This window comes from Rhizobium sp. CCGE 510, from assembly GCF_000292525.1.
Lineage (GTDB): Bacteria > Pseudomonadota > Alphaproteobacteria > Rhizobiales > Rhizobiaceae > Rhizobium.
Map to the genome: position 1 here is coordinate 23,995 of NZ_AEYF01000031.1, position 20,207 is coordinate 44,201.

The following is a 20,207-nucleotide window of genomic DNA, read 5'->3' on the forward strand; positions in this document are numbered from 1 at the left end:
GCAGGTCCCTCTCCCCGCAAGCGGGCAGAGGGTTGGGGCGAGGGGCTCATCCGGCATGCCCTGGACGAGGACAAGTCTCAGTCGGCATATTCGCCGGCAGCCTCGATCACCGTTTTCCACCGGGCGATCTCACTTTCGAGCTTCGCCTTCAGCGCAGCGGGCGTCGCATCGGCGTCTGAGGATGGCGCCGTGCCGAGTTCGGCAAAGCGCGCGGCGACATTCGGATCCTTCAGTGCGACCTGCAGCGACTTCGACAGACGGTCGTTGATTTCAGCCGGCGTGCCCTTCGGCGTGTAGATGCCGTGCCAGATGCCGACTTCAAAACCCGGCAGGCCGGCTTCGACTGCCGTCGGAATGTCCTTCATAACGTCGAGACGTTTTGGCGAAGTCACGGCATAGGCCTTGATCGTGCCGCCCTGGATCTGCTTGGTCGTGTTGGTCGTCTGGTCACACATGACGTCGACCTGGCCGCCGAGCAGATCGGTCATGGCAGGGCCGGTTCCCTTGTAGGGAACCGTCGTCAGCGGCGTCTGGATAGCGCTCATGAACATCATCCCGCAAAGATGCGAGGCGGCGCCGATGCCGGCATTGGCGACCGTCACCTTGTCCTTATTGGCCTTGATATAATCGATCAGCCCCTTGAGGTCGGTAGGTTCCATGTCCTTGCGGGCGACGATCGTCATCGGCACCTCGGTGACAAGGCCGACATAGTCGAAGGCGCCGAGCGTGTCGTAAGCAAGCTTGCGGTAGAGCGTGGCGCTGGTCGCCATGCCGATATGGTGCAGCAGGATGGTGTAACCGTCGGGATCGGCACTCGCCACCCGGCCGGCGCCGAGCGTGCCGCCCGCGCCGCCGACATTTTCGACGACGATCTGCTGGCCGAGATCCTTCGACATGGATTCGGCGACGAGACGCGCGACGGTATCCGTCGGGCCGCCGGCCGCAAAGGGTACGACCATGGTGATGGTGCGCTCGGGATAGGTCTGCGCCGCAGCGGCGCTGGCGAGAAGAGAGACCGCGGCCGCCGCGGTCAGGCCCAGCATGGCCTTCAGAATTTTCATCGTTTCCTCCCTGGTAAAACAAGCTAGCCCGCCGACACATCCTCCGCGCCGGTTCGGATTACCTATTGTCGCCCGGAAAAATCGGCCCGCAATCACTGCAGCCAGCTTCGAAAGAGGATTTTGCGACAGTGCGATGCAACACGGGTCGATTTGGAAACAAACGGCTTGTGCAATGGGTGGAAACCCACCCATTGCACAATGACAGCCACCTCTTTTCATGGTGGCAGCACCGACCTCGGTCAGCGATTTGAGATTGGAGGGCGCACGGCCGGCCGCCGAAAATGTCACATCTGTAAGCGTGCACTTTCCAGAGCAGTTAGCCTTCGACGGTCAGCATCCGCTTGTCGAGGCCGTATTTCTGCATCTTTTCGTAGAGCGTTTTCCGGGAAATGCCGAGCGTCTCATAAACCGGTTTGAGACTGCCGCCATGCGCCACAAGCGCACTGGCAATAACGCCCCGTTCGAATTCAGCGACCCGCTCCGCAAGCCCGGTCGCCTCCTCGGCCTGCCGCCCGCCATCGTCGAGACCGAGAACCAGACGGTCGGCGGCATTCCTGAGTTCGCGCACATTGCCGGGCCAGTCGCGCTGGGCAATGTCGGAGATCACCTCGGGCGGCACCGCCATCTCGTCGCGGCCGTAGCGGGCGGCCGCTTCCCGAACCAGTTGCAGAAAGAGCAGCGGAACATCTGCCCGGCGCTGCGACAGCGATGGCACATGCAGCGTCGCAACGTTCAGCCGGTAGAACAGGTCGGCGCGGAAGCGCCCCGCCGCCACCTCCGCCTCCAGGTCCACCTTGCTCGTGGCGATAAAGCGCACGTCAAGCGCCACCGTCTCATTCGATCCCAACCTGGAAATCATCCGCTCCTGCAGCACCCGCAGGAACTTCGCCTGCAGGTCGAAGGGCATGGAGCCGATTTCGTCGAGCAGGATGGTGCCGCCGCGCCCATGTTCGAACTTTCCGTAGCGTGGCCTCACCGCGCCGGGAAAGGCGCCCACCTCATGGCCGAATAGCTCGCTTTCGATCAGGTTGGCCGGCAGCGCGGCGCAATTGATCGCGATGAACGGCCGGCTCGCCCGGGCGCTGATATCGTGGAGCGCCCGTGCCACCACTTCCTTGCCGACGCCGGTGTCCCCGACAATCAGCGTATCGGCGTCGCTAGCCCCGATCGCCCGGATGCGATAGCGCAGATCCACCATCACCTGCGTTCGTCCCGGCAGCCGCGCCTCGATATCGTCGCGTTTGCCGGCGACCGCTTTCAGCAGCCGGTTTTCCAGCACGAGGCCGCGCCGCTCCATCGCCCGGCGGATGACGCCGGCGAGCATCTCGGGGGTGAACGGCTTCTCGATGAAATCATAGGCGCCTTCGCGCATCGCCTTCACCGCAAGCTGAACGTCGCCGTGGCCGGTCACGAGAATGACCGGCACCTCCGGGTCGAGCTCGCGGATCTTCTGCATCAGCGTCATGCCGTCCATGCCGGGCATGCGGATGTCGCTGACGACGACGCCGGAAAAGCTGTAACCGATCAGCTCCAGCACATGATCGCCGTTCGAAAAGGTCTCGACACGAAAGCCCGAAAGCTCCAGCGCCTGCGCCGTCGAGCGGCGCAGTTCCTCTTCGTCGTCGACCAGCAGGATCTTAGCATCGTTCATTCCGCCGCCTCCGGCATCAGCCCCGCCGCCGATTGCAGCTCGATGCGGAACACCGCACCCCCTTCGGGATGATTGGCAGCAGCAAGGCTGCCGCCAAAATCCTTGATGATGTTGTAGGAGATCGAAAGCCCGAGACCGAGCCCCTTGCCAACGCCCTTCGTTGTAAAGAACGGATCGAAGATACGTTCGGCGATGGCCGCCGGCACACCCGGCCCGTGATCGCGCACAGTCAGCACCACTTTGCCGGCGGCCTCGAAGGCCGAAACCTCGATGCGTCTGTCATCAAGCCCTTCCACCGCATCGGCCGCGTTGGAAATCACATTCACCAGCACCTGCTGCAGCCGCACCGAACCGGCGCGCACGATGGGAGGCCGGCTCCCAAGATCAAGCCTCAGCTCGGCATCGGCCGCCTTCAGCCGCCAAGCGATGATCTCGAGCGTATCATGCATTGCCTCGTCGAGAGAAACCGACCCAAGCTTCTCGTTCGGTTTGCGGGCGAAATTGCGCAGGTGCCGGCTGATTGCGGCCATGCGGTCGATCAGCCCGCCGATACGCCTTATATTGTCCCGCGCCTCCTCCGTCCGGCCGCGATCGATGAGAACGGATGCGCTGTCTGTATAGGTCTTGGCGGCGGCGAGCGGCTGGTTGAACTCGTGCGACAGCGCAGCCGACATCTGCCCGAGGCCGGCGAGCTTGCCCGCCTGAATGAGGTCGGCTTGTGTCTGCCGGAGCTGCTGCTCGGTCAGCCGCCGTTCGGCAATCTCTTCTTCTATGCGGCTGTTGACGCGGGCAAGATCGGCCGTACGTACTTCGACGCGCCGCTCCAGCTCGTTGCGAGCCTCCGCTTGCAACTGCATGCGCTCGGCAAGCCGCGCCCGCCGTTGCCGCAGAACCGCGACCGCGAGCCCGGCAATGCAGAGGACGAGAAAGACCGCAGCAAGCGCGGTGCGCGCCTGGCTGCGGATGGAGTTCGTCTCCATCAGCACGTTCACCGTCCAGTCCTCGGCCGGCATGTAGTGCGAAAGCACCAGATATTCGCTCGACCCGCGCTCGCCGACGAGCGTCATCAGCTCGTGCGGCTCGAAGCGCTGACGTGTCACCGGCAGCGCCGTCAGCTTGGCATTGGCATAACGCCGCGACGCTTCCGTGCGTGCGATGCGGTCGGCCGTCAGCGGCAGGATTGCGCCGTAGAGCCATTCCGGGCTGCCGGACATGAAGATGATGCCCTCCGGATCGGAGACGAAGATCTTGTATTCGCCGCCACCCCAGGAGGATTCGATCATATCTATATCGACCTTGAAAACGATGACGCCGCGAATATCCGCACCGGTCCGGATCGGCGCGGCGAAATAATAGCCGCGCTTGAGCGAGGTGGTGCCGAGCGCATAGAACGATGCCTGCCGGCCTTCTATCGCCTCCTGGAAATAGGGTCGGTAGCTGAAATTCTGTCCGACGAAGCTTCCCGGCCCGTCATAATTGCTCGCTGCGATCGTCTCTCCATCGGGTTTGACCACATAAATGTCGGAGGATTTCAACAGCCCGTTGATCTCCTTGAGATAGAGATTGGCCGCGTCGCGCAGTGCTGCATCTTCAGGCGCGCTCACCAAGTCCTTGATGTCGTCGTGATCGGCGATCAACGCCGGCAACGCCTCATAGCGGTTGAGATGGCCGCTGAGCGCCGAAACGGCAAGGCGCAGCGCCGTTCCCGCCTGCGCCGATGCTTCCCCCATATAGGCGCGCGTCGCGATCGCGCTTCCATAGGTGAAGAAGGCGAAGATGATCACCGGCACCACCAGCAACGCCGCTATCGCACGATATCTCGAAGACAGATCCGGCTCCTCCCCTTTCTGCCTCCACTCCCCAGCGAGGCATACCCGACAGCGCCGAGTCTACTAACCCCGGCAGTGATTTCCAAGAGCCCGCCGAAACTTGACACCAGCCAGGGGCGGATGTCCTATTGCGGCATCGTAGGGAACCCGATCATGAGCGACGACCAGACACCCGCCGACAGCAAGCTCACCAGCTCCAAGCGCCGCTGGGCGGCTGAAGGCAAGTTTCTGACCGGCCGCATCAGCCGTCCCGAAACCGAGCGCCTGCCGCCGGGCCAACACCTCGTCAAGAACTGGCCGGTGCTCGATCTCGGCCAGCAGCCTGTCGTATCCACGGATAGCTGGCGGCTCGAAGTACGCGGCCTGGTGGAAACTCCGCTCACCCTCACCTGGACCGCCTTCCAGGCGATCGAGCCGAGCACCAAGGTCAGCGATATCCACTGCGTCACCACCTGGTCGCGCTACGACAACAAATGGAAAGGCGTTTCGACGCGCGATCTGCTCGATCTCGCCATGCCGAAACCCGCAGCCGGTTACGTCATGCTGACGAGTTATGACGGCTACACCACCAACCTGCCGCTTGCCGATTTCGCGGCCGAGGATGCGATCCTTGCAACATCATGGGAAGGCCTCCCGCTGACGCCGGATCACGGCGGCCCGATGCGCCTCGTGGTGCCGCATCTTTATTTTTGGAAAAGCGCCAAATGGCTGCGCCGCATCGAACTGATCCCCGACGACGAGGCCGGCTTCTGGGAAAAGAACGGCTACCATATGTATGGCGATCCGTGGCGTGAACAGCGCTATTCCGACGATTGAGCCTTCGGCCGCAGAAAGCGGCCAAGCGCAACCACTACAAAGGCGAACAGAGCGGCAAACCCCGTCAGCGATGCCATGCTGGCGGCATGAAGCGGCACCTTGCTCCAGCGTGGCTTGACGACATCGGCGGTGTTGAAGGCCTCGCCGCTGAACCGGCAGGTGATGAGCGCAAGGCTGCGCCGCACCATGTCGGCGTCGACCGCGGAAACGATTTCACCCGCCGCAGCGGCCTCTCGCGGCATCTCGCGCATCGAAAGCAATACCGCCTTGGCTGCAGCGAGATAGGCGTGAGCGCATTCGTTGAACGGACTCTCCTCGTCGGTTACGCTGCCCGGCATCCGCCCCCAAAGACAATAGGAATATTGGATTTCGGCATAGTTCAGAACGCGCCGGAAAGGCTCGTTCGTATCAACTGCGCGTGATGCCAGGTCGATAATTCGGCTGCGATAGTCCGAAATCACCGCCATCTCGCCATGCGAAATTTTCGGGATATCGAGGCCGGCATGGCCGCCGCCGGCGCTGCGGCTATGAGCAAGGGTATTTTCAGCAATGAATAGAAGCAAGCATGCGCTGAGACCGAGAAAAGCAAGCCATCGATAGAGATCGCGTGCCATCCCTCCAGCTTGCCTCATTCCTGTCCTCGGACTCCTGACGGACGAGAGAGGAACACGGCGCTGCCACATACCCCTTCTCCCCAGCGGGGGTCCGAAGGACGGATCGAGACCCGTGGCTCGACCCCGGTCGATGCCGGCAGGCAGATGAGGGGGTGAGCAGCAAAGCTGCGAAGGCACTGAGCACAAGCGAAGGGCAACATATAGGGCGTGTCGTATGGCCCCCTCATCCGACCCTTCGGGCCACCTTCTCCCCGCTGAGGAGAAGGGGTAGCAAGCCGCAACCTCGATATGCCCGATCACCGAAACGCCAGCCGCTGCCCGCCCTTCACGGCAAGCCGCTTTTCCGCCAGCGCTCCGAAGGCAAGACCGAGCGTTGCCCAGAGGATCACGTGCATGCCGAGCGAGGTGGTGCGGAAACGCCAGAGCACCATCGCCGAGAAGTTCTCCGGCACCTCGTTGATCGGCGGCAGCAGATAGAGCACCACGCCGATGAAGACGAGATAGGCGATGCCAGCGATAATCGCGCCGGTCCAGGCACCGAGACGATCCGAAAGACGGCGCGACAGCGCCACCGCGGCAATCAGGGCAGCGAGCGAGACGACGATCATCAGGAAGAACAGCTCGGTCCTGACGCCGATCGTGTCGGGATTGCCGACGGCCGGCGGATTGGCCGGATATTTGATACCGGGAACAAGCACGATCGCCACAAAGGCGGCAATGGCGATGACGGCCGAGGTGCCGCGCGCCGAAAGGCTGCTGACGCGGCCGTGCACGAAAGCGAAGGCGAGCGCGAAAAGCCCGCCGACGGCAATGCTGTAGGCCATAACGCCGGTGAAGAGGCCAAGACCGGCCTGCGTGGCGCGGCTGACGATTTCAGGTTCGGCAGCTTCGCCGGCCGCCTGGGCGCTCGCTTCCTCGAAAGCGATCGCCGCATCGACCAACGGTTCGCCGAAGATATGGGCGAAAGTGAAAACGAGGATGCCAGCAATCAGGCCCGCGAGCATGCCGCGAAGCAGAAGGTTTCCAACCATGTGAGCAACTCCCTTAGTGGCAGGGAAAGCCGAGGAGATGACGGCCGTCATGCACGAATTCGTGCACATACATGCCGTTGAACAGCGCCATTGCGCCTTCCTCGGTGCCGACGAAATAGATGGCGATAAGCATCAGCAAGCCGCCGAAGATCGCCCAGGGCAGAATCTCTCCTACCGGGATCGGCGCGGGTGCCGCGACGGGCGTGAAAGTGGTGTTAGACATGTATTCCTCCGGGAATGACGCGTTCAGTCGAAAGAGTGCTTATGCAGGTGGGTCTGACTTCCAGCGCGAAGAGCTTTCGACACGCTGGTCACAGTGGCGCGACCGCGCCGGACTTACACCGGCTTCCAAACCCGCAACAGCACGGTTATATCTGCACGCCGAAGAGACTGTCAACGAAACTTCACAAGCCGGCGAAGGGCTGTTCCCACCGCTATCCGGAGATCGGAACGACCGTGAATACGCGCCTTACCTGGATCTGCCACGGTGCAACGGCAGCGAACCGCAAAGCCCTGTTCCCGCTCGACGAACCGCTGGAAGACAAGGCCGCGGAAGAAGCGTCCGGGATGGCCGCCCCATCCCGCGCCGATCGTATTGTCACCAGCCCGGCTTTGCGCGCCCGCCAGACGGCGCAAGCACTCCGCCTCGAAGCCCGGATAGATCAGGCGCTTCGCGACTGCGATCACGGGCGCTGGGCCGGCAGGTCGATCGCCGCGATCGAGGCCGAGGAGCCGGAGAACCTCATGGCGTGGATGCGCGATCCGGAAGCGGCCCCGCACGGGGGCGAGAGCCTTGTTGATCTCAGAACACGTGTCGGCGGTTGGATGGACGACGAATCCGCTCACGGCGGCCATGTGATCGCTGTCAGCCACGCGGCCGTCATCCGGGCGGCGGTAGCGCACGTACTTCAGGCGCCGATCTCCTGCTTCTGGCTCGTCGACGTCGAGCCGCTTGCCATTGTTCGCATGACCAGCAACGGACGGCGCTGGGCTCTGCGTTTTCAGCGTTAAAGCGCGTCGCGATCTTTCAGATTCGCTCCTTGCGCTTTATCTCTTTGTTCTTACGCATGTCGTTGCCGAAAACCGCTCCACACTTTTGCGCGACATGCTTTAGCGATCCCTCATCTTATCCAGCCTTACACAAGCAAATCGCGTCATCTCTATTGAACCCGGTTTCACCGGGACTACTTCCTTGTCCCAGGGAGATGGAAGACATGACATATGACTGGAGTGGGGAGCGCACGCGTCGTCTGCGTTTGATGCGTGTCGCCACAATCACGGTTTTAGTTGGTCTGATCGTCAGCGTCCCGCTGCTGATCGTCACCGGCTAAATACGAGAAAGGGCGAGCGATGCTATCAGCACGCTCGCCTTCGTTCTTTCCTGCCACCGGCTCCGCGGATAGCGCCCTCAGTCCCTCAGCCGCGCAGCAAAAAGCTGCCGCCTCCAAAAATTCGCCTTCTGGTTTCAACGAACATTTCAGACTTTCATGATAGTTCGGCGCAGGGTGGAGATGGAGAAGGCCATATGCCGGTGTTTTTCCAAAGCAGGGCCGGAAGGCAATGCGTGTCGATCGTCGGGCTTGGGATAACCCTCTGGCTCCTCGGCGCGCTATTGCGGCTCGACGACAGCCTGGCCTCCTTCATGACTGGCTTCGGGGAATACGGCGCCGACAAGCTCGTTCTGGCGCTCGGCATCGCCGGCGCCATGAGCTTCATCTATTCGGTGCTGCGCATCGCGGACCTGCGCAAGGAAACCGAACTGCGCGCGACCGCCCAGGCGAAAGCCGATTGGACCGCCACCCATGACCATCTGACCAAGCTGCCGAACCGCTACGCCTTCGAGCGCAGGATCCTCTCACGGCCGGTCAGAAACGAGGAAGCCGAGATCGAGGAGTGGGACCGCAACGTCACCATCTTCTCCGTCGATCTCGACGGCTTCAAGAAGGTCAACGATCTCGTCGGCCACAAGGGCGGCGACATTCTGTTGATCGAGGTTGCCAGACGGATATGCGCGCTCGGCAACGCCGATTGCGTCTATCGCTTCGGCGGCGACGAGTTCATCATCGTCGCCTTTGCCTTGACTGCGCAGCGCGAGGAGCGTTTTGCCAGGCTGCTCATCCAGGCCGTCACCCGGCCCATCCATATCGATGGCTTTGCCGTCGAAGTCGGTGGCAGTGTCGGCTATGACCGCTGGGCAGAGGGAACCGAACCACTGGAGGATGCCGCTCATCGTGCCGACCTCGCCATGTACGAGGCAAAATCTCGAGGACCCAACCACTATTTCGTCTTCGAACCGGCAATGCAGGATAAGGTAACGGAACGCGCTGCACTGGAAACCCGGCTGCGCGCCGCAATCGCCAACAAAGCGATCAAACCCTTCTATCAGCCGCTGATCGACCTGAAGACCGGTCAGCTCTGTGGCTTCGAGGCCTTAGCGCGTTGGATCGGCGACGATGGCGTCAACATTCCGCCGCCGGTCTTCATCGATATCGCCGAGGAAACCGGCATGATCACTGCGCTGTTCGAGGATCTCCTTGCCCAGGCCTGCAGCGATGCACTCACCTGGCCCGAGCATGTGACATTGTCTTTCAACGTCTCGCCGGTCCAGATGGAAGACAGGCTGCTGACCTCGCGCATTCTCAAGGTCCTTTCGGCAAGCCGACTGCCGCCGCAGCGCCTGGAAGTCGAGATCACCGAGAACGCGCTGATCCAGGATCCGGCCATCGCCGCCGTCATTCTCGACGAACTGCACGCCGCCGGCATCCAGATCGCGCTCGACGATTTCGGCACGGGCTATTCGAGCCTCGCCCAGCTCGCCCGTTATCGTTTCGACAAGATCAAGATCGACAAAAGCTTCATCGCCACCTATCGCGACGACGAACGTCAGGAAAAAATCGTCCGCGCCATGCTCGGTCTCGGCAGGAGCCTCAACATCAAGACGACCGCGGAAGGCGTCGAGGAGCACGGCCAGCTCGCCTTCCTGCTGCAGCTCGGCTGCGACATCGGCCAGGGCTATCTTTTCGGCAAGGCGATGCCCGCCGCCGAGGCGGGCATCTTTGTCAGTGATCGCAATGCCAGTCTGGCCTCAACGGCCTGACGATACGCTCTACCTTTTGACGCAATTCCCGGCAAAGCCGCTTCGCGCTTTGCCTGGAATTTGCCCTAAAACACCTGGCGCAGGATTACGAAGAGCACGAAGGCGATTGCAATCGAGGCCGGCAGTGTCAGCACCCAGGCCATCAGCATATTGCGAACGGTCGACCATTGCAGGCCGGAACCGTTCGCCGCCATCGTGCCGGCGACGCCTGATGACAGCACATGCGTCGTCGAAACCGGCAGGCCGAGTTGGTCGGCCGAGGCGATGGTGATCATCGCGACGACCTCTGCTGCAGCGCCCTGCCCGTAAGTCAGATGTGTCTTGCCGATCTTTTCGCCGACGGTGACGACGATGCGCTTCCAGCCCACCATCGTACCGAGGCCAAGCGCGATCGCGACCGCCACCTTCTCCCAGAGCGGGATGAACTTCGTCGCGTTGTCGACCGCCTTGTGATAGTTCGTCACCGCGCCGAGGTCGCCGGCGTCCATCGGTAACAGCTTCTGCTTGTCGATCAGCTTCAGCGCCTCGCCAATCAGGTAGATGTCGTTGCGAACGTTGCCGACGAGATTGGTCGGCACCGCTTCGAGCGTCGGGAAGCCAGCAACTTCGGCGCTCGTCTGATGAATATATTGCTGCAGCGCCGGCGTCGTCGCATCCGTCCAGCGCTTGTTCTTGACGGCGTTGCTGACTTCGGCCTTGAAGTCGGTGACGGTCACACCCGGCTTCACATATTTGCCGAGGGCGGTTTCCACCTGGACCGATGCCGATTTGTAGGCTTCGAGATAGTTGACATCGGGCGTGCGGTTCAGTGCGAAAGCTGTCGGCACGAGGCCGATCAGGATGAGCATGATGAGGCCCATGCCCTTCTGGCCGTCATTCGAGCCATGGGCGAAGCTGACGCCGGTGCAGGTGAAGATCAGGATCGCGCGGATCCAAAGCGGCGGCGGCTGGTTGCCCTTCGGTTCGGCATAGAGCGCCTTGTTGCGCACCAGAAGCTTCATGACCAGCAGAAGCACCGCGGAAAAACCGAAGCCGATCAGCGGCGAGATCAGCAGCGACAGGCCGATATTGGTCGCCTGCGACCAGTCGACGCCGCTGGTCGCCGTGCCGGCCGGCGCCAGGAACTGGTTGGCAAGGCCGACGCCGATGATCGATCCCACCAGCGTATGCGAACTCGATGACGGCAGGCCGAGATACCAGGTACCGAGGTTCCAGACGATCGCGGCGATCAGCAGCGCAAACACCATGGCAAGGCCGGAGCCGGAGCCGACCTGCAGGATCAGTTCCACCGGCAGCAGCGCCAGAATGCCGAAGGCGACGGCGCCGCTCGAGGTCAGCACCCCGAGGAAGTTGAAGAAACCGGACCAGATGACGGCGAATTCCGCCGGCATGGAACGGGTGTAGATGACGGTGGCAACAGCATTGGCCGTATCGTGGAAACCGTTGACGAATTCGAAGCCGAGCCCGATCAGCAGCGCAAGGCCCAGGAGAATCCAGGGAACGGCAACTGCGGTCGTCAGGTCGCGTCCAAGTGCATAGGCGACATATCCAAGGCCACAGACCAGAACCAGCGCGAAAACCGGCAAGAACCATTTGCCGGCCGAATTCGAACTGTGGAGCGGGTGGGAGGCGTCGCTATGAACCTGGCTGGGGGCAATATCGGCCATGGCATACTTCCTCATTCCGTTTTGCAAATTTGCCTTTTGTTAATAATTCTGCAGCGTGAAGCTCTCATGACGCCTGTCTGGCCCCTCAGCCCCTGACATAGGACGATAGACCGTCACCGACGCCCCGCCGGAGCATCCTTCAATATGCGGCGTCACAAACCCGGCCGAACAAGATGATAGGATGCGCAGAGACAAAAGGGGCAACGGGCGAACGGATGCCTTTCCATCCGCGGCCCCGACACTAAGTTCGGCAATCTCACCTCCGCACGGAGTCTTCCGAAGATCATGTCATCGACCGACCTCCTCCTGACCTTCAACGCCGGCTCCTCGACGGTCAAGATCGGTATCTTCGCGGTTGATGGCGCCAAAGCACGGCGCCTCGGCAAGGGCGTGATCGATTTTCGCGCCGAACCTCTCTTGCTCGGCCTGAGCCGGGGATCGCAGACATTCGACATGCCGTTGAAGGCCGAGGTGACAAAAGACCTGCACGACGTCATCGATGAGACCTTCAGGCTTCTCGCCGATCATTTCGACATCAGCACCACGCGCGCCGCCGGCCACCGCGTCGTCCATGGCGGCGACCTTTTCACCAGGGCGACCATGCTCGACGATGCCGCAATCGATGCCGTCGATGCGCTGACGCCGCTCGCACCCTTGCATCAGCCGCAGGCACTGCGTTTCATCCGCGCGCTGCGGCATCTGAAACCGCATCTCGCCCAGACGGCCTCCTTCGACACGGCCTTCCATGCGACGCAGGACGATCTCGTTCGCCGCTTCGCAATTCCCCGTGCGCTGCACGACGAGGGCGTCAAGCGTTATGGCTTCCATGGACTTTCCTATAAATTCATCGTCGGCGAGCTTGCCCGCAAGGCGCCGCACGCGGCGAAGACCATCGTCGCCCATCTCGGCAGTGGCGCCAGCCTCTGTGCACTCGATCAAGGCGTCAGCCGCGATTGCAGCATGGGCTTTTCGACGCTCGACGGCATTCCGATGGCCACACGCCCGGGCTCACTCGATCCCGGCGTCATTCTGCATCTGGCGGGGGAGAGAAAACAATCCTTCAAGGAAATCGAAGACCTGCTCTATCACCGCTCCGGCCTGCTCGGCGTCTCCGGCATCAGCGCCGACAGCCGCGACCTTTTAAAAGACGCACGGCCGGAGGCGCGCCAGGCGATCGATCTCTTCACGCTGCGCATCGCCGGCGAAATCGGCCGCATGACGGCAACGCTTGGCGGCCTCGACGCCGTCGTCTTCACCGCCGGCATCGGCGAGCATCAGCCGCAGATCCGCGCAGGCGTGGCGAGGCGGCTCTCCTGGCTCGGTCTTGTGATCGACGAAAACGCCAATGCCGCCAATGATGTCATGATCAGCACAAGGGAAAGCCGTGTCGCCGCCCACGTCATCGCCACGGATGAGGAGCAGATCATCGCCGATGAGGCCCTGTCCATTCTTCGCAGTGGCTGATTCAGATCAACAGCTTTCCGGCGCTGGCCGGTAGAATTGACGTTGAACAGGTTTTCGAACGGGAGAAATCCATGGAAAAGCATGTCTCGACCGCCGCTTTAACCGACGCCGAACTCACCTTGATCGACCGCTATTGGCGGGCCGCCAACTACCTCTCGGTCGGCCAGATCTATCTGCTTGCCAATCCGCTGCTACGCGAGCCGCTGACCCCCGAGCACATCAAGCCCCGCCTGCTCGGCCACTGGGGCACGACGCCCGGCCTCAACTTCATCTATGCCCATCTGAACCGCCTCATCCGCGCCCGCGACCTCGACATCATCTATATGTGCGGCCCCGGCCATGGCGGCCCGGGCATGGTCGCCAATACTTACCTTGAAGGCACCTACAGCGAGGTCTATCCCGATATTTCCGAGGATGCCGAGGGCATGCGCAAGCTCTTCCGGCAATTCTCCTTTCCCGGTGGCATCCCGAGCCATGCGGCGCCGGAAACCCCAGGCTCGATCCACGAGGGCGGCGAACTCGGCTACGCCCTCGTCCATGCCTATGGCGCCGCCTTCGACAATCCCGATCTGATCGTCGCCTGCGTCGTCGGCGACGGCGAAGCCGAAACCGGGCCGCTGGCTGCCAGCTGGCATTCCAATAAGTTCCTAAACCCCGCCCGCGACGGCGCCGTGCTGCCGATCCTGCATCTGAACGGCTACAAGATCGCCAACCCGACCATTCTCGGCCGCACCAATGATGACGACCTCCGGCGCCTGTTCGAAGGCTACGGTTACGAACCCTTCTTCGTCGAGGGCCATGAGCCGCGCGACATGCATCGGCAAATGGCCGTGACCTTCGAGCGGGTCTTCGACCGAATCCGCGAGATTCAGAATGAGGCTCGCCACGGCAAGGCGCCCGATACCTGCCCGCGCTGGCCGATGATCGTGCTGCGCAGCCCGAAAGGCTGGACCGGCCCAAGGGAGGTCGACGGCAAGAAGGTAGAAGGCTTCTGGCGCGCCCATCAGGTGCCGGTTTCCAATTGCCGCGAGAATGACGGCCATCGCAAGATCCTCGAAGACTGGATGCGCGGTTATAACCCGGAAGACCTGTTCGGCACCGACGGCAGGCTGAAACCGGAACTGCGGGCGCTGGCACCTGTCGGCGGGCGCCGCATGGGCGCCAACCCGCATGCCAATGGCGGCTTGCTGCGCAGGGATCTGGCTGTTCCCGATATCAACGACTACGCCGTCGATATCGGCAGGCGCGGCAGCGCCATGGTCCAGTCGACGGAGATCCTCGGCCATTACCTGCGCGACACGATGAAGCTCAATGCTGAAACTGCCAACTTCCGTATCTTCGGCCCCGACGAGACGGAATCGAACCGACTCGGCAGCGTCTTCGAAGTCACCGACCGTGTCTGGATGGAGGACATTGAGCCTTATGACGTCCACCTCTCCAGGGATGGCCGCGTCATGGAGGTGCTGAGCGAGCACCTCTGCCAGGGCTGGCTGGAAGGCTACCTCTTGACCGGCCGTCACGGCCTGTTTTCCTGTTACGAAGCCTTCATCCACATTATCGATTCGATGTTCAACCAGCACGCCAAATGGCTGAAGGTGACGCGCGAACTTGCCTGGCGAAGGCCGATCTCATCGCTGAACTACCTGCTGACCTCGCATGTCTGGCGCCAGGACCATAACGGCTTCAGCCATCAGGACCCCGGTTTTGTCGATCTCGTCGCCAACAAGAAGGCCGACATCGTCCGCATCTACCTGCCGCCGGATGCCAACACCCTGCTCTGGGTCGGCGACCATTGCCTTCGCACCTACGACCGCATCAACGTCATCGTCGCCGGCAAACAGCCGGAACCGCAATGGCTGTCGATGGACGAGGCGGTGAAACATTGCGAGACCGGCATCGGCATCTGGCACTGGGCAAGCAACGAGGAAGACGCCGTCTCGCCCGATCTCGTCATGGCCTGCGCCGGCGACGTGCCGACGATGGAGACGCTCGCCGCCGTCGATCTGCTGCGCAAGGCCATTCCGGAGTTGAAGATCCGAACCGTCAACGTCGTCGATCTGCTGGCGCTGCAATCAAAGGATCAGCATCCACATGGCCTGACCGACGGGGCCTTCGACGCGATCTTCACATCAGATAAGCCGGTGATTTTCGCCTATCACGGCTATCCCTATCTCATCCACCGCCTGACCTACAAACGCACCAACCACCGCAATATCCACGTCCGCGGCTTCATCGAAGAAGGCACGACGACGACACCCTTCGACATGACCGTCCTCAACGAACTCGACCGCTTCCATCTTGCTATCGAAGCGATCGAGTGTGTGCCCGGCCTGAAGGAAAAAGCAGGCGAAGCGCTTGCCGCCTTCCGCGGTAAACTCGCGGAGCATCACGCCTATGTCAGGGAGTATGGCGAGGACATGCCGGAAGTACAGAACTGGAGGTGGCCGGCGACGTGACGGACCCGAGACCTGCAAGTGCGTCGCCGCATGCCAAAACCTACGCGCCTTCAAGCCGAGCCTTTTCCTTGATGCGCCAGACCCGCGGCGTTTCTCCGGTATATTTGAGAAAAAAACGTGAGAAATAGGCGGGATCGGCAAAGCCGAGCCGAAAACCGATTTCCTGAACGCTGCCCAGCGTAAAGACAAGCTGGCGTTTCGCCTCCTCGACGAGTTTACCGGCAATCAACTCATGAGGCGTGTTGCCGGTCATCGACCGGACGATGCGGGTGAGATGCGTCGGCGAAACGCCGAGCTCCCCGGCGTAGAAGGAAGCGGGCTTGTGCGATCGGAAATGGCGCTGAATGAGCTCGTTCAGCATTTCAAGCCGCCGCTCGTTCTCGTTGGGCGGAAGCTCGTGCATGTTTCCCTGATGGGAAATCCTCGCTGTCAGCCGCAGCACCAGCGCAACGTAGGCAGCCAACACCTCGTTGCGGCCGCTGCGGCGGTTTTCGAATTCATCGCCCACCCGCCTCAATGTCTGCATGACATAGGCGGCCTCGGCATTCTCAGGATCGAGCGGTGTCAGGTGCGGCGTCGCCAGCCATTCGCCGAGATGGCTCCGCTCGCCGGGCGGATGGCTGAGATGAGATCGCAATAGGGTGATCACCAGGCCGTCGATATCACGCGAAAACCGGAAGCCGTGATTGAGCCCGGGCGGCACTGTGATGATTGCCGGCGGCCGGATGGCATGGCTCTTTTCGCCGAAGATCGCATCGCCGGAGCCCGCTTCAATGTACAATATCTGAAAGAAGCTCTCGTGACGGTGCGGGCGTATCTCCCAATGATGCAAGCTGCTGCGGGAGCGAATTGTTTCGCAATGCAACCAAAAATCCGGATCTCGCCCGGTGTTTTCGCCGTAGAGCTCGTAGGTAGGGACATGTCTGCTCATCGGGCTCTCCCGCACTAATGTTCGATTAGTGCAATTTTTAGGCCGGGATGTCCATTGCTGTAGAAAGGGCGACGGGGCAGAATCTGGCAAAACGCAAAATGTCAGGGAGACGCATTTGCGAACCCAGGTCGCCATCATCGGTTCAGGGCCATCCGGCCTGTTGCTCGGTCAGCTTCTGACCGAAGCCGGCATCAACAATGTCATTCTCGATCGCGTCAACAAGGATTACATCCTCGGCCGGGTTCGCGCCGGCGTTCTGGAGGAAGGCACCGTCGGACTGCTGGATCAGGCCAAAGCGGCAGCGAGGCTGCATGCCGAAGGCCTGCCGCATGACGGCTTCTCACTCGCCTTCGACGGACGCGACCATCGCATCGACCTGCACGAACTGACCGGCGGTCGGCGTGTTACGGTCTACGGGCAGACTGAGGTGACGCGCGATCTGATGGAGCGGCGCAAAGCAAGCGGCGCTCTATCGATCTATGATGCCGCCGATGTCGTACCGCATGATTTCGACGGCCGCGCTCCTTTTCTTACCCACACAAAGGACGGCGCAACGCAACGCATCGATTGCGACTTCATCGCCGGCTGCGACGGCTTTCATGGCGCCAGCCGCAAGGCCGTCCCCGAAAAGGCGATCAGGCGTTTCGAGAAGGTCTATCCTTTCGGCTGGCTGGGCGTTCTTGCCGACGTGGCACCGGTCAGCCACGAACTGATCTACGCCAACCATCCAAGGGGCTTTGCGCTCTGTTCGATGCGCTCGGCCACGCGCAGCCGCTACTACATCCAATGCGCACTCGACGAGAAGATCGAGGACTGGAGCGACGATCGCTTCTGGGACGAGTTGAGACGGCGCCTGCCGGCGCATCACGCCGAGGCGTTGACGACCGCTCCGTCCTTCGAGAAATCGATCGCTCCGCTGCGCTCCTTCGTCGCCGAGCCGATGCGTTTCGGCCGGCTTTTCCTCGTCGGCGACGCCGCGCATATCGTGCCGCCGACCGGCGCCAAAGGGCTGAACCTTGCAGCCAGCGACGTCCATTATCTTTTCTCCGGGCTGATCGAGCATTACCGTGAAGGCTCGGATCACGGCATCGACGCCTACTCGCAGAGGGCACTTGCCCGTGTGTGGAAAGCCGTGCGGTTTTCCTGGTGGATGACGACGATGATGCATCGTTTTCCCGATACCGGCGATTTCGATCAGAAGATCCAAGAGGCCGAACTCGACTATCTCACCCATTCCCGTGCGGCCTCCACGGCGCTCGCGGAAAACTATGTGGGATTGCCGTTATGATATGAAGGCCTGAGGCTTAACATGAACCAAGTCGACGGCAGAGCCGGTCACCAACCACTCCACCCCTAGACACATAACCACATGGTGATGGATTACGGCATTTATTTCATTTTACATCACCATTTCGCATGACAAAGCTAGCGCGAATTTTTTGCGGCTAGCAAATGCGGCGCTGGAGTGCGCCAACAAGGGAGAGAGAAATGAAAAAACTGCTTCTGGCCGCCGCTGCGGCAATCGCCATCGGCACGAGCGCCTATGCCGACACCATCAAGGTCGGCGTCGTCGGCCCGTTTTCCGGTCCGTTCGCGCTCCAGGGCAAGAACTTCAAGGCCGGCATCGACGCCTATATGGCCGTTAACGGCAACAAGGTCGGCAGCGACACCGTCGAGATCGTCTATCGCGACGTGCCGCAGGCCGATCCCGCCCAATCCAAGGCGCTGGCGCAGGAACTGATCGTCAAGGAAAAGGTCCAGTATCTCGCCGGCTTCTATTTCACCCCCGATGCCATGGCGGTGACCCCGATCCTGAAGCAGGGCAACGTGCCGATGGTCATCATGAACGCCGCCACCTCGGCGATCGTCACCAAGAGCCCGCTCGTCGTTCGCACCTCGTTCACCACCTGGCAGACCTCGACGCCGATCGCCAAAGTCGCCTTCGACGCCGGCGTCAAGAAGGTGATCTCGGTCGTCAGCGACTACGGCCCGGGCATCGACGCCGAGAATGCCTTCAAGACCGGCTTCGAAAAGGCCGGCGGCCAGGTGGTCGAGGCGATCCGCATACCGCTTGCCACCAACGATTTCAGCCCGATCATGCAACGCATCAAGGATTCCGGAGCCGAGGGCGTCTTCGCCTTCCTGCCGTCAGGCCCGACGACGCTCGGCTTCGTCAAGGCTTACAATGAAAACGGCCTGAAGGCCGCCGGCATCAAGTTCTTTGCGCCTGGAGATCTGACGCAGGAATCCGACCTGCCGGCGCTGGGTGAAGCCGCGCTCGGCATCCAGACCACCTTCCACTATGCCGTGTCGCACGACTCGCCTGAGAATAAGGCCTTCGTCGAGGCTGCCGCCAAGGCGATCGGCAACAAGGCCGAACTCTCCTTCCCCGCGGTCAGCGCCTATGACGGCATGTATGTCATCTACAAGATGATCGAGGCGACAGGCGGCAAGCAGGATGCCGAGAAGGCTGTCGATGCGGTCAAGGGCCTTGCCTGGGTAAGCCCGCGCGGCCCGGTTTCGATCGATCCGGAAAGCCGCCACATCACGCAGAATATCTATCTGCGCGAAGTCGCCAAAGCCGATGACGGGACCTACATCAACAAGGAGATTCAGACCTTCGAGAAGCAGGGCGATCCCGGCCTGGCGGCGGTGAAGTAAATCCGGCATCCCGACAAGCGACGGGCTCGCAGCCCGAGCCCGTCGCATCGAAGCAAGGTATTTCCATGCAGACAGTCTTCAGCATAGCCGTCGACGCCTTCGCTTATGGCATGGTGCTCTTCGTGATATCGATCGGCCTTTCCGTGACCATGGGACTGATGCGCGTCGTCAATCTGGCGCACGGCGCCTTCGCGATGATCGGCGGCTATATCGCCTCCTATGCCGCTCGAGACCTCGGCCTCGGTTATGCCGCAACGGTCCTCGCCGCGGTGGTCGTCACAATCATCATCGCAATCCCGCTCGAACGTTTCCTCTACCGCCGGATCTACGGTGCGCCTGAACTGACGCAGGTGCTGATGACGATCGGCATCACCTTCTGCGTCATCGGCATCGCCAATTACGCGATGGGGCCGACGCTGAAGACCATACCGCTTCCCGCGACGCTGCAGGGATCGGCCGATCTCGGCTTCCGCACCATTCCCGTTCACCGGCTTTTCGCCATCCTTTGCGGCCTGGCTGTTGCGCTGGCGCTCTGGTTTGCGATCGAAAGGACCAGCTTCGGCGTCAAACTGCGCGCCTCCGTCGACGATGCGGCGATGGCTGCGGCTCTCGGCGTGCGCACCGAGATCATCTACGCGGTAAGCTTTGCCGTCGCCGTCGGGCTTGCCGCTTTCGGCGGCGTGGTCGGCGCCGAACTCCTGCCCGTCGAACCTTATTACGCGTTGCGCTACATGGTCACCTTCCTGGTTGTCGTCTCCGTCGGCGGCGCGGGGTCCATTCCGGGCGCGCTGATCGCCTGCCTGCTGCTTGGAGCGATCGATACGACAGGACGGTATCTGATGCCTGAATTCGGCGAATTTTTCTTCTACCTCGCCGTGATCGCGATCATTTGCGTCTTCCCGCGCGGCCTTGCCGGAAGGGCGAAATAA

General features: G+C 61.7%; 16 protein-coding genes and 1 riboswitch. Of the genes, 8 read left to right on the forward strand and 8 right to left on the reverse strand.

Annotated features, from left to right (window positions below):
- Positions 1 to 77: 77 nt before the first annotated feature.
- The 3 genes from RCCGE510_RS15615 to RCCGE510_RS15625 all read right to left on the reverse strand — a co-directional run bounded on the left by RCCGE510_RS15615 (position 78) and on the right by RCCGE510_RS15625 (position 4,505).
- A complete protein-coding gene (locus tag RCCGE510_RS15615) occupies positions 78 to 1,061 on the reverse strand; it encodes a tripartite tricarboxylate transporter substrate-binding protein (protein WP_007631322.1) in 984 nt (327 codons plus the stop codon).
- 316 nt (positions 1,062 to 1,377) lie between these two features.
- On the reverse strand, positions 1,378 to 2,712 hold the full coding sequence (locus RCCGE510_RS15620; protein ID WP_007631323.1) for a sigma-54 dependent transcriptional regulator: 1,335 nt from the start codon (positions 2,710 to 2,712) through the stop codon (positions 1,378 to 1,380).
- Entirely contained in the window at positions 2,709 to 4,505 is a 1,797-nt protein-coding gene (locus RCCGE510_RS15625) for a sensor histidine kinase (protein WP_276310656.1), read from the reverse strand. The genes RCCGE510_RS15620 and RCCGE510_RS15625 overlap by 4 nt, the downstream gene beginning before the upstream one ends.
- A gap of 189 nt (positions 4,506 to 4,694) precedes the next feature.
- Between RCCGE510_RS15625 and RCCGE510_RS15630 the strand changes: the two genes are divergently transcribed.
- Complete coding sequence (locus tag RCCGE510_RS15630; protein ID WP_007631328.1) at positions 4,695 to 5,357, forward strand: sulfite oxidase-like oxidoreductase; 663 nt, start codon at positions 4,695 to 4,697, stop codon at positions 5,355 to 5,357.
- On the opposite strand, the gene RCCGE510_RS15635 is transcribed toward RCCGE510_RS15630, so the two are convergent.
- From RCCGE510_RS15635 to RCCGE510_RS15645, 3 genes are all read right to left on the reverse strand, one after another.
- Positions 5,342 to 5,971, reverse strand: coding sequence for a hypothetical protein (locus RCCGE510_RS15635; RefSeq protein WP_007631329.1), 630 nt, complete (start codon positions 5,969 to 5,971; stop codon positions 5,342 to 5,344). The two genes, RCCGE510_RS15630 and RCCGE510_RS15635, sit on opposite strands and share 16 nt — an antisense overlap.
- Positions 5,972 to 6,267: 296 nt before the next feature.
- The gene (locus RCCGE510_RS15640) at positions 6,268 to 7,002 is read right to left on the reverse strand and encodes a CbtA family protein (RefSeq protein ID WP_007631331.1); all 735 of its coding nucleotides are present in this window, start codon (positions 7,000 to 7,002) and stop codon (positions 6,268 to 6,270) included.
- Positions 7,003 to 7,015: 13 nt separating this feature from the next.
- On the reverse strand, positions 7,016 to 7,225 hold the full coding sequence (locus RCCGE510_RS15645; RefSeq protein ID WP_007631333.1) for a CbtB-domain containing protein: 210 nt from the start codon (positions 7,223 to 7,225) through the stop codon (positions 7,016 to 7,018).
- Between the two features lie 28 nt (positions 7,226 to 7,253).
- Positions 7,254 to 7,375, reverse strand: a riboswitch (cobalamin riboswitch).
- Between the two features lie 83 nt (positions 7,376 to 7,458).
- Here RCCGE510_RS15645 and RCCGE510_RS15650 point away from each other — a divergent pair.
- On the forward strand, positions 7,459 to 8,013 hold the full coding sequence (locus tag RCCGE510_RS15650; RefSeq protein WP_007631336.1) for a histidine phosphatase family protein: 555 nt from the start codon (positions 7,459 to 7,461) through the stop codon (positions 8,011 to 8,013).
- A 514-nt stretch (positions 8,014 to 8,527) separates the two neighbouring features.
- On the forward strand, positions 8,528 to 10,099 hold the full coding sequence (locus tag RCCGE510_RS15660; RefSeq protein ID WP_007631343.1) for a bifunctional diguanylate cyclase/phosphodiesterase: 1,572 nt from the start codon (positions 8,528 to 8,530) through the stop codon (positions 10,097 to 10,099).
- Between the two features lie 65 nt (positions 10,100 to 10,164).
- On the opposite strand, the gene RCCGE510_RS15665 is transcribed toward RCCGE510_RS15660, so the two are convergent.
- Positions 10,165 to 11,766, reverse strand: coding sequence for an inorganic phosphate transporter (locus RCCGE510_RS15665; protein ID WP_007631345.1), 1,602 nt, complete (start codon positions 11,764 to 11,766; stop codon positions 10,165 to 10,167).
- 285 nt (positions 11,767 to 12,051) lie between these two features.
- Between RCCGE510_RS15665 and RCCGE510_RS15670 the strand changes: the two genes are divergently transcribed.
- Together RCCGE510_RS15670 and RCCGE510_RS15675 are read left to right on the forward strand one after the other, a co-directional pair.
- Positions 12,052 to 13,230, forward strand: a complete 1,179-nt coding sequence (locus tag RCCGE510_RS15670) for an acetate/propionate family kinase (protein ID WP_007631347.1) — start codon at positions 12,052 to 12,054, stop codon at positions 13,228 to 13,230.
- A gap of 71 nt (positions 13,231 to 13,301) precedes the next feature.
- Positions 13,302 to 15,686: a phosphoketolase family protein gene (locus RCCGE510_RS15675; protein ID WP_007631349.1), complete on the forward strand. Its 2,385-nt coding sequence runs from the start codon at positions 13,302 to 13,304 to the stop codon at positions 15,684 to 15,686.
- Between the two features lie 40 nt (positions 15,687 to 15,726).
- Here RCCGE510_RS15675 and RCCGE510_RS15680 read toward each other — a convergent pair whose 3' ends face one another.
- Positions 15,727 to 16,617 carry a helix-turn-helix domain-containing protein gene (locus RCCGE510_RS15680; protein WP_007631351.1) on the reverse strand — a complete coding sequence of 297 codons (891 nt, stop codon included), beginning with the start codon at positions 16,615 to 16,617 and terminating at the stop codon, positions 15,727 to 15,729.
- 115 nt (positions 16,618 to 16,732) lie between these two features.
- Here RCCGE510_RS15680 and pobA point away from each other — a divergent pair, with 115 nt between their 5' ends.
- The 3 genes from pobA (at position 16,733) to RCCGE510_RS15695 (ending at position 20,207) form a co-directional block, all read left to right on the forward strand.
- Entirely contained in the window at positions 16,733 to 17,905 is a 1,173-nt protein-coding gene (gene pobA, locus RCCGE510_RS15685; RefSeq protein WP_007631353.1) for a 4-hydroxybenzoate 3-monooxygenase, read from the forward strand.
- 200 nt (positions 17,906 to 18,105) lie between these two features.
- Positions 18,106 to 19,278 carry an ABC transporter substrate-binding protein gene (locus tag RCCGE510_RS15690; RefSeq protein WP_007631355.1) on the forward strand — a complete coding sequence of 391 codons (1,173 nt, stop codon included), beginning with the start codon at positions 18,106 to 18,108 and terminating at the stop codon, positions 19,276 to 19,278.
- 65 nt (positions 19,279 to 19,343) lie between these two features.
- Positions 19,344 to 20,207, forward strand: coding sequence for a branched-chain amino acid ABC transporter permease (locus tag RCCGE510_RS15695; protein WP_007631357.1), 864 nt, complete (start codon positions 19,344 to 19,346; stop codon positions 20,205 to 20,207).

What these genes read in the sequence shown, in the direction of transcription:
- RCCGE510_RS15615 (WP_007631322.1), bottom strand. Translation starts at nt 1,061, where the DNA reads ATGAAAATTCTGAAGGCCATGCTGGGCCTGACCGCGGCGGCCGCGGTC.
- RCCGE510_RS15620 (WP_007631323.1), bottom strand. Translation starts at nt 2,712, where the DNA reads ATGAACGATGCTAAGATCCTGCTGGTCGACGACGAAGAGGAACTGCGC.
- RCCGE510_RS15630 (WP_007631328.1), top strand. Translation starts at nt 4,695, where the DNA reads ATGAGCGACGACCAGACACCCGCCGACAGCAAGCTCACCAGCTCCAAG.
- RCCGE510_RS15635 (WP_007631329.1), bottom strand. Translation starts at nt 5,971, where the DNA reads ATGGCACGCGATCTCTATCGATGGCTTGCTTTTCTCGGTCTCAGCGCA.
- RCCGE510_RS15640 (WP_007631331.1), bottom strand. Translation starts at nt 7,002, where the DNA reads ATGGTTGGAAACCTTCTGCTTCGCGGCATGCTCGCGGGCCTGATTGCT.
- RCCGE510_RS15645 (WP_007631333.1), bottom strand. Translation starts at nt 7,225, where the DNA reads ATGTCTAACACCACTTTCACGCCCGTCGCGGCACCCGCGCCGATCCCG.
- RCCGE510_RS15660 (WP_007631343.1), top strand. Translation starts at nt 8,528, where the DNA reads ATGCCGGTGTTTTTCCAAAGCAGGGCCGGAAGGCAATGCGTGTCGATC.
- RCCGE510_RS15665 (WP_007631345.1), bottom strand. Translation starts at nt 11,766, where the DNA reads ATGGCCGATATTGCCCCCAGCCAGGTTCATAGCGACGCCTCCCACCCG.
- RCCGE510_RS15670 (WP_007631347.1), top strand. Translation starts at nt 12,052, where the DNA reads ATGTCATCGACCGACCTCCTCCTGACCTTCAACGCCGGCTCCTCGACG.
- RCCGE510_RS15675 (WP_007631349.1), top strand. Translation starts at nt 13,302, where the DNA reads ATGGAAAAGCATGTCTCGACCGCCGCTTTAACCGACGCCGAACTCACC.
- RCCGE510_RS15680 (WP_007631351.1), bottom strand. Translation starts at nt 16,617, where the DNA reads ATGAGCAGACATGTCCCTACCTACGAGCTCTACGGCGAAAACACCGGG.
- RCCGE510_RS15690 (WP_007631355.1), top strand. Translation starts at nt 18,106, where the DNA reads ATGAAAAAACTGCTTCTGGCCGCCGCTGCGGCAATCGCCATCGGCACG.
- RCCGE510_RS15695 (WP_007631357.1), top strand. Translation starts at nt 19,344, where the DNA reads ATGCAGACAGTCTTCAGCATAGCCGTCGACGCCTTCGCTTATGGCATG.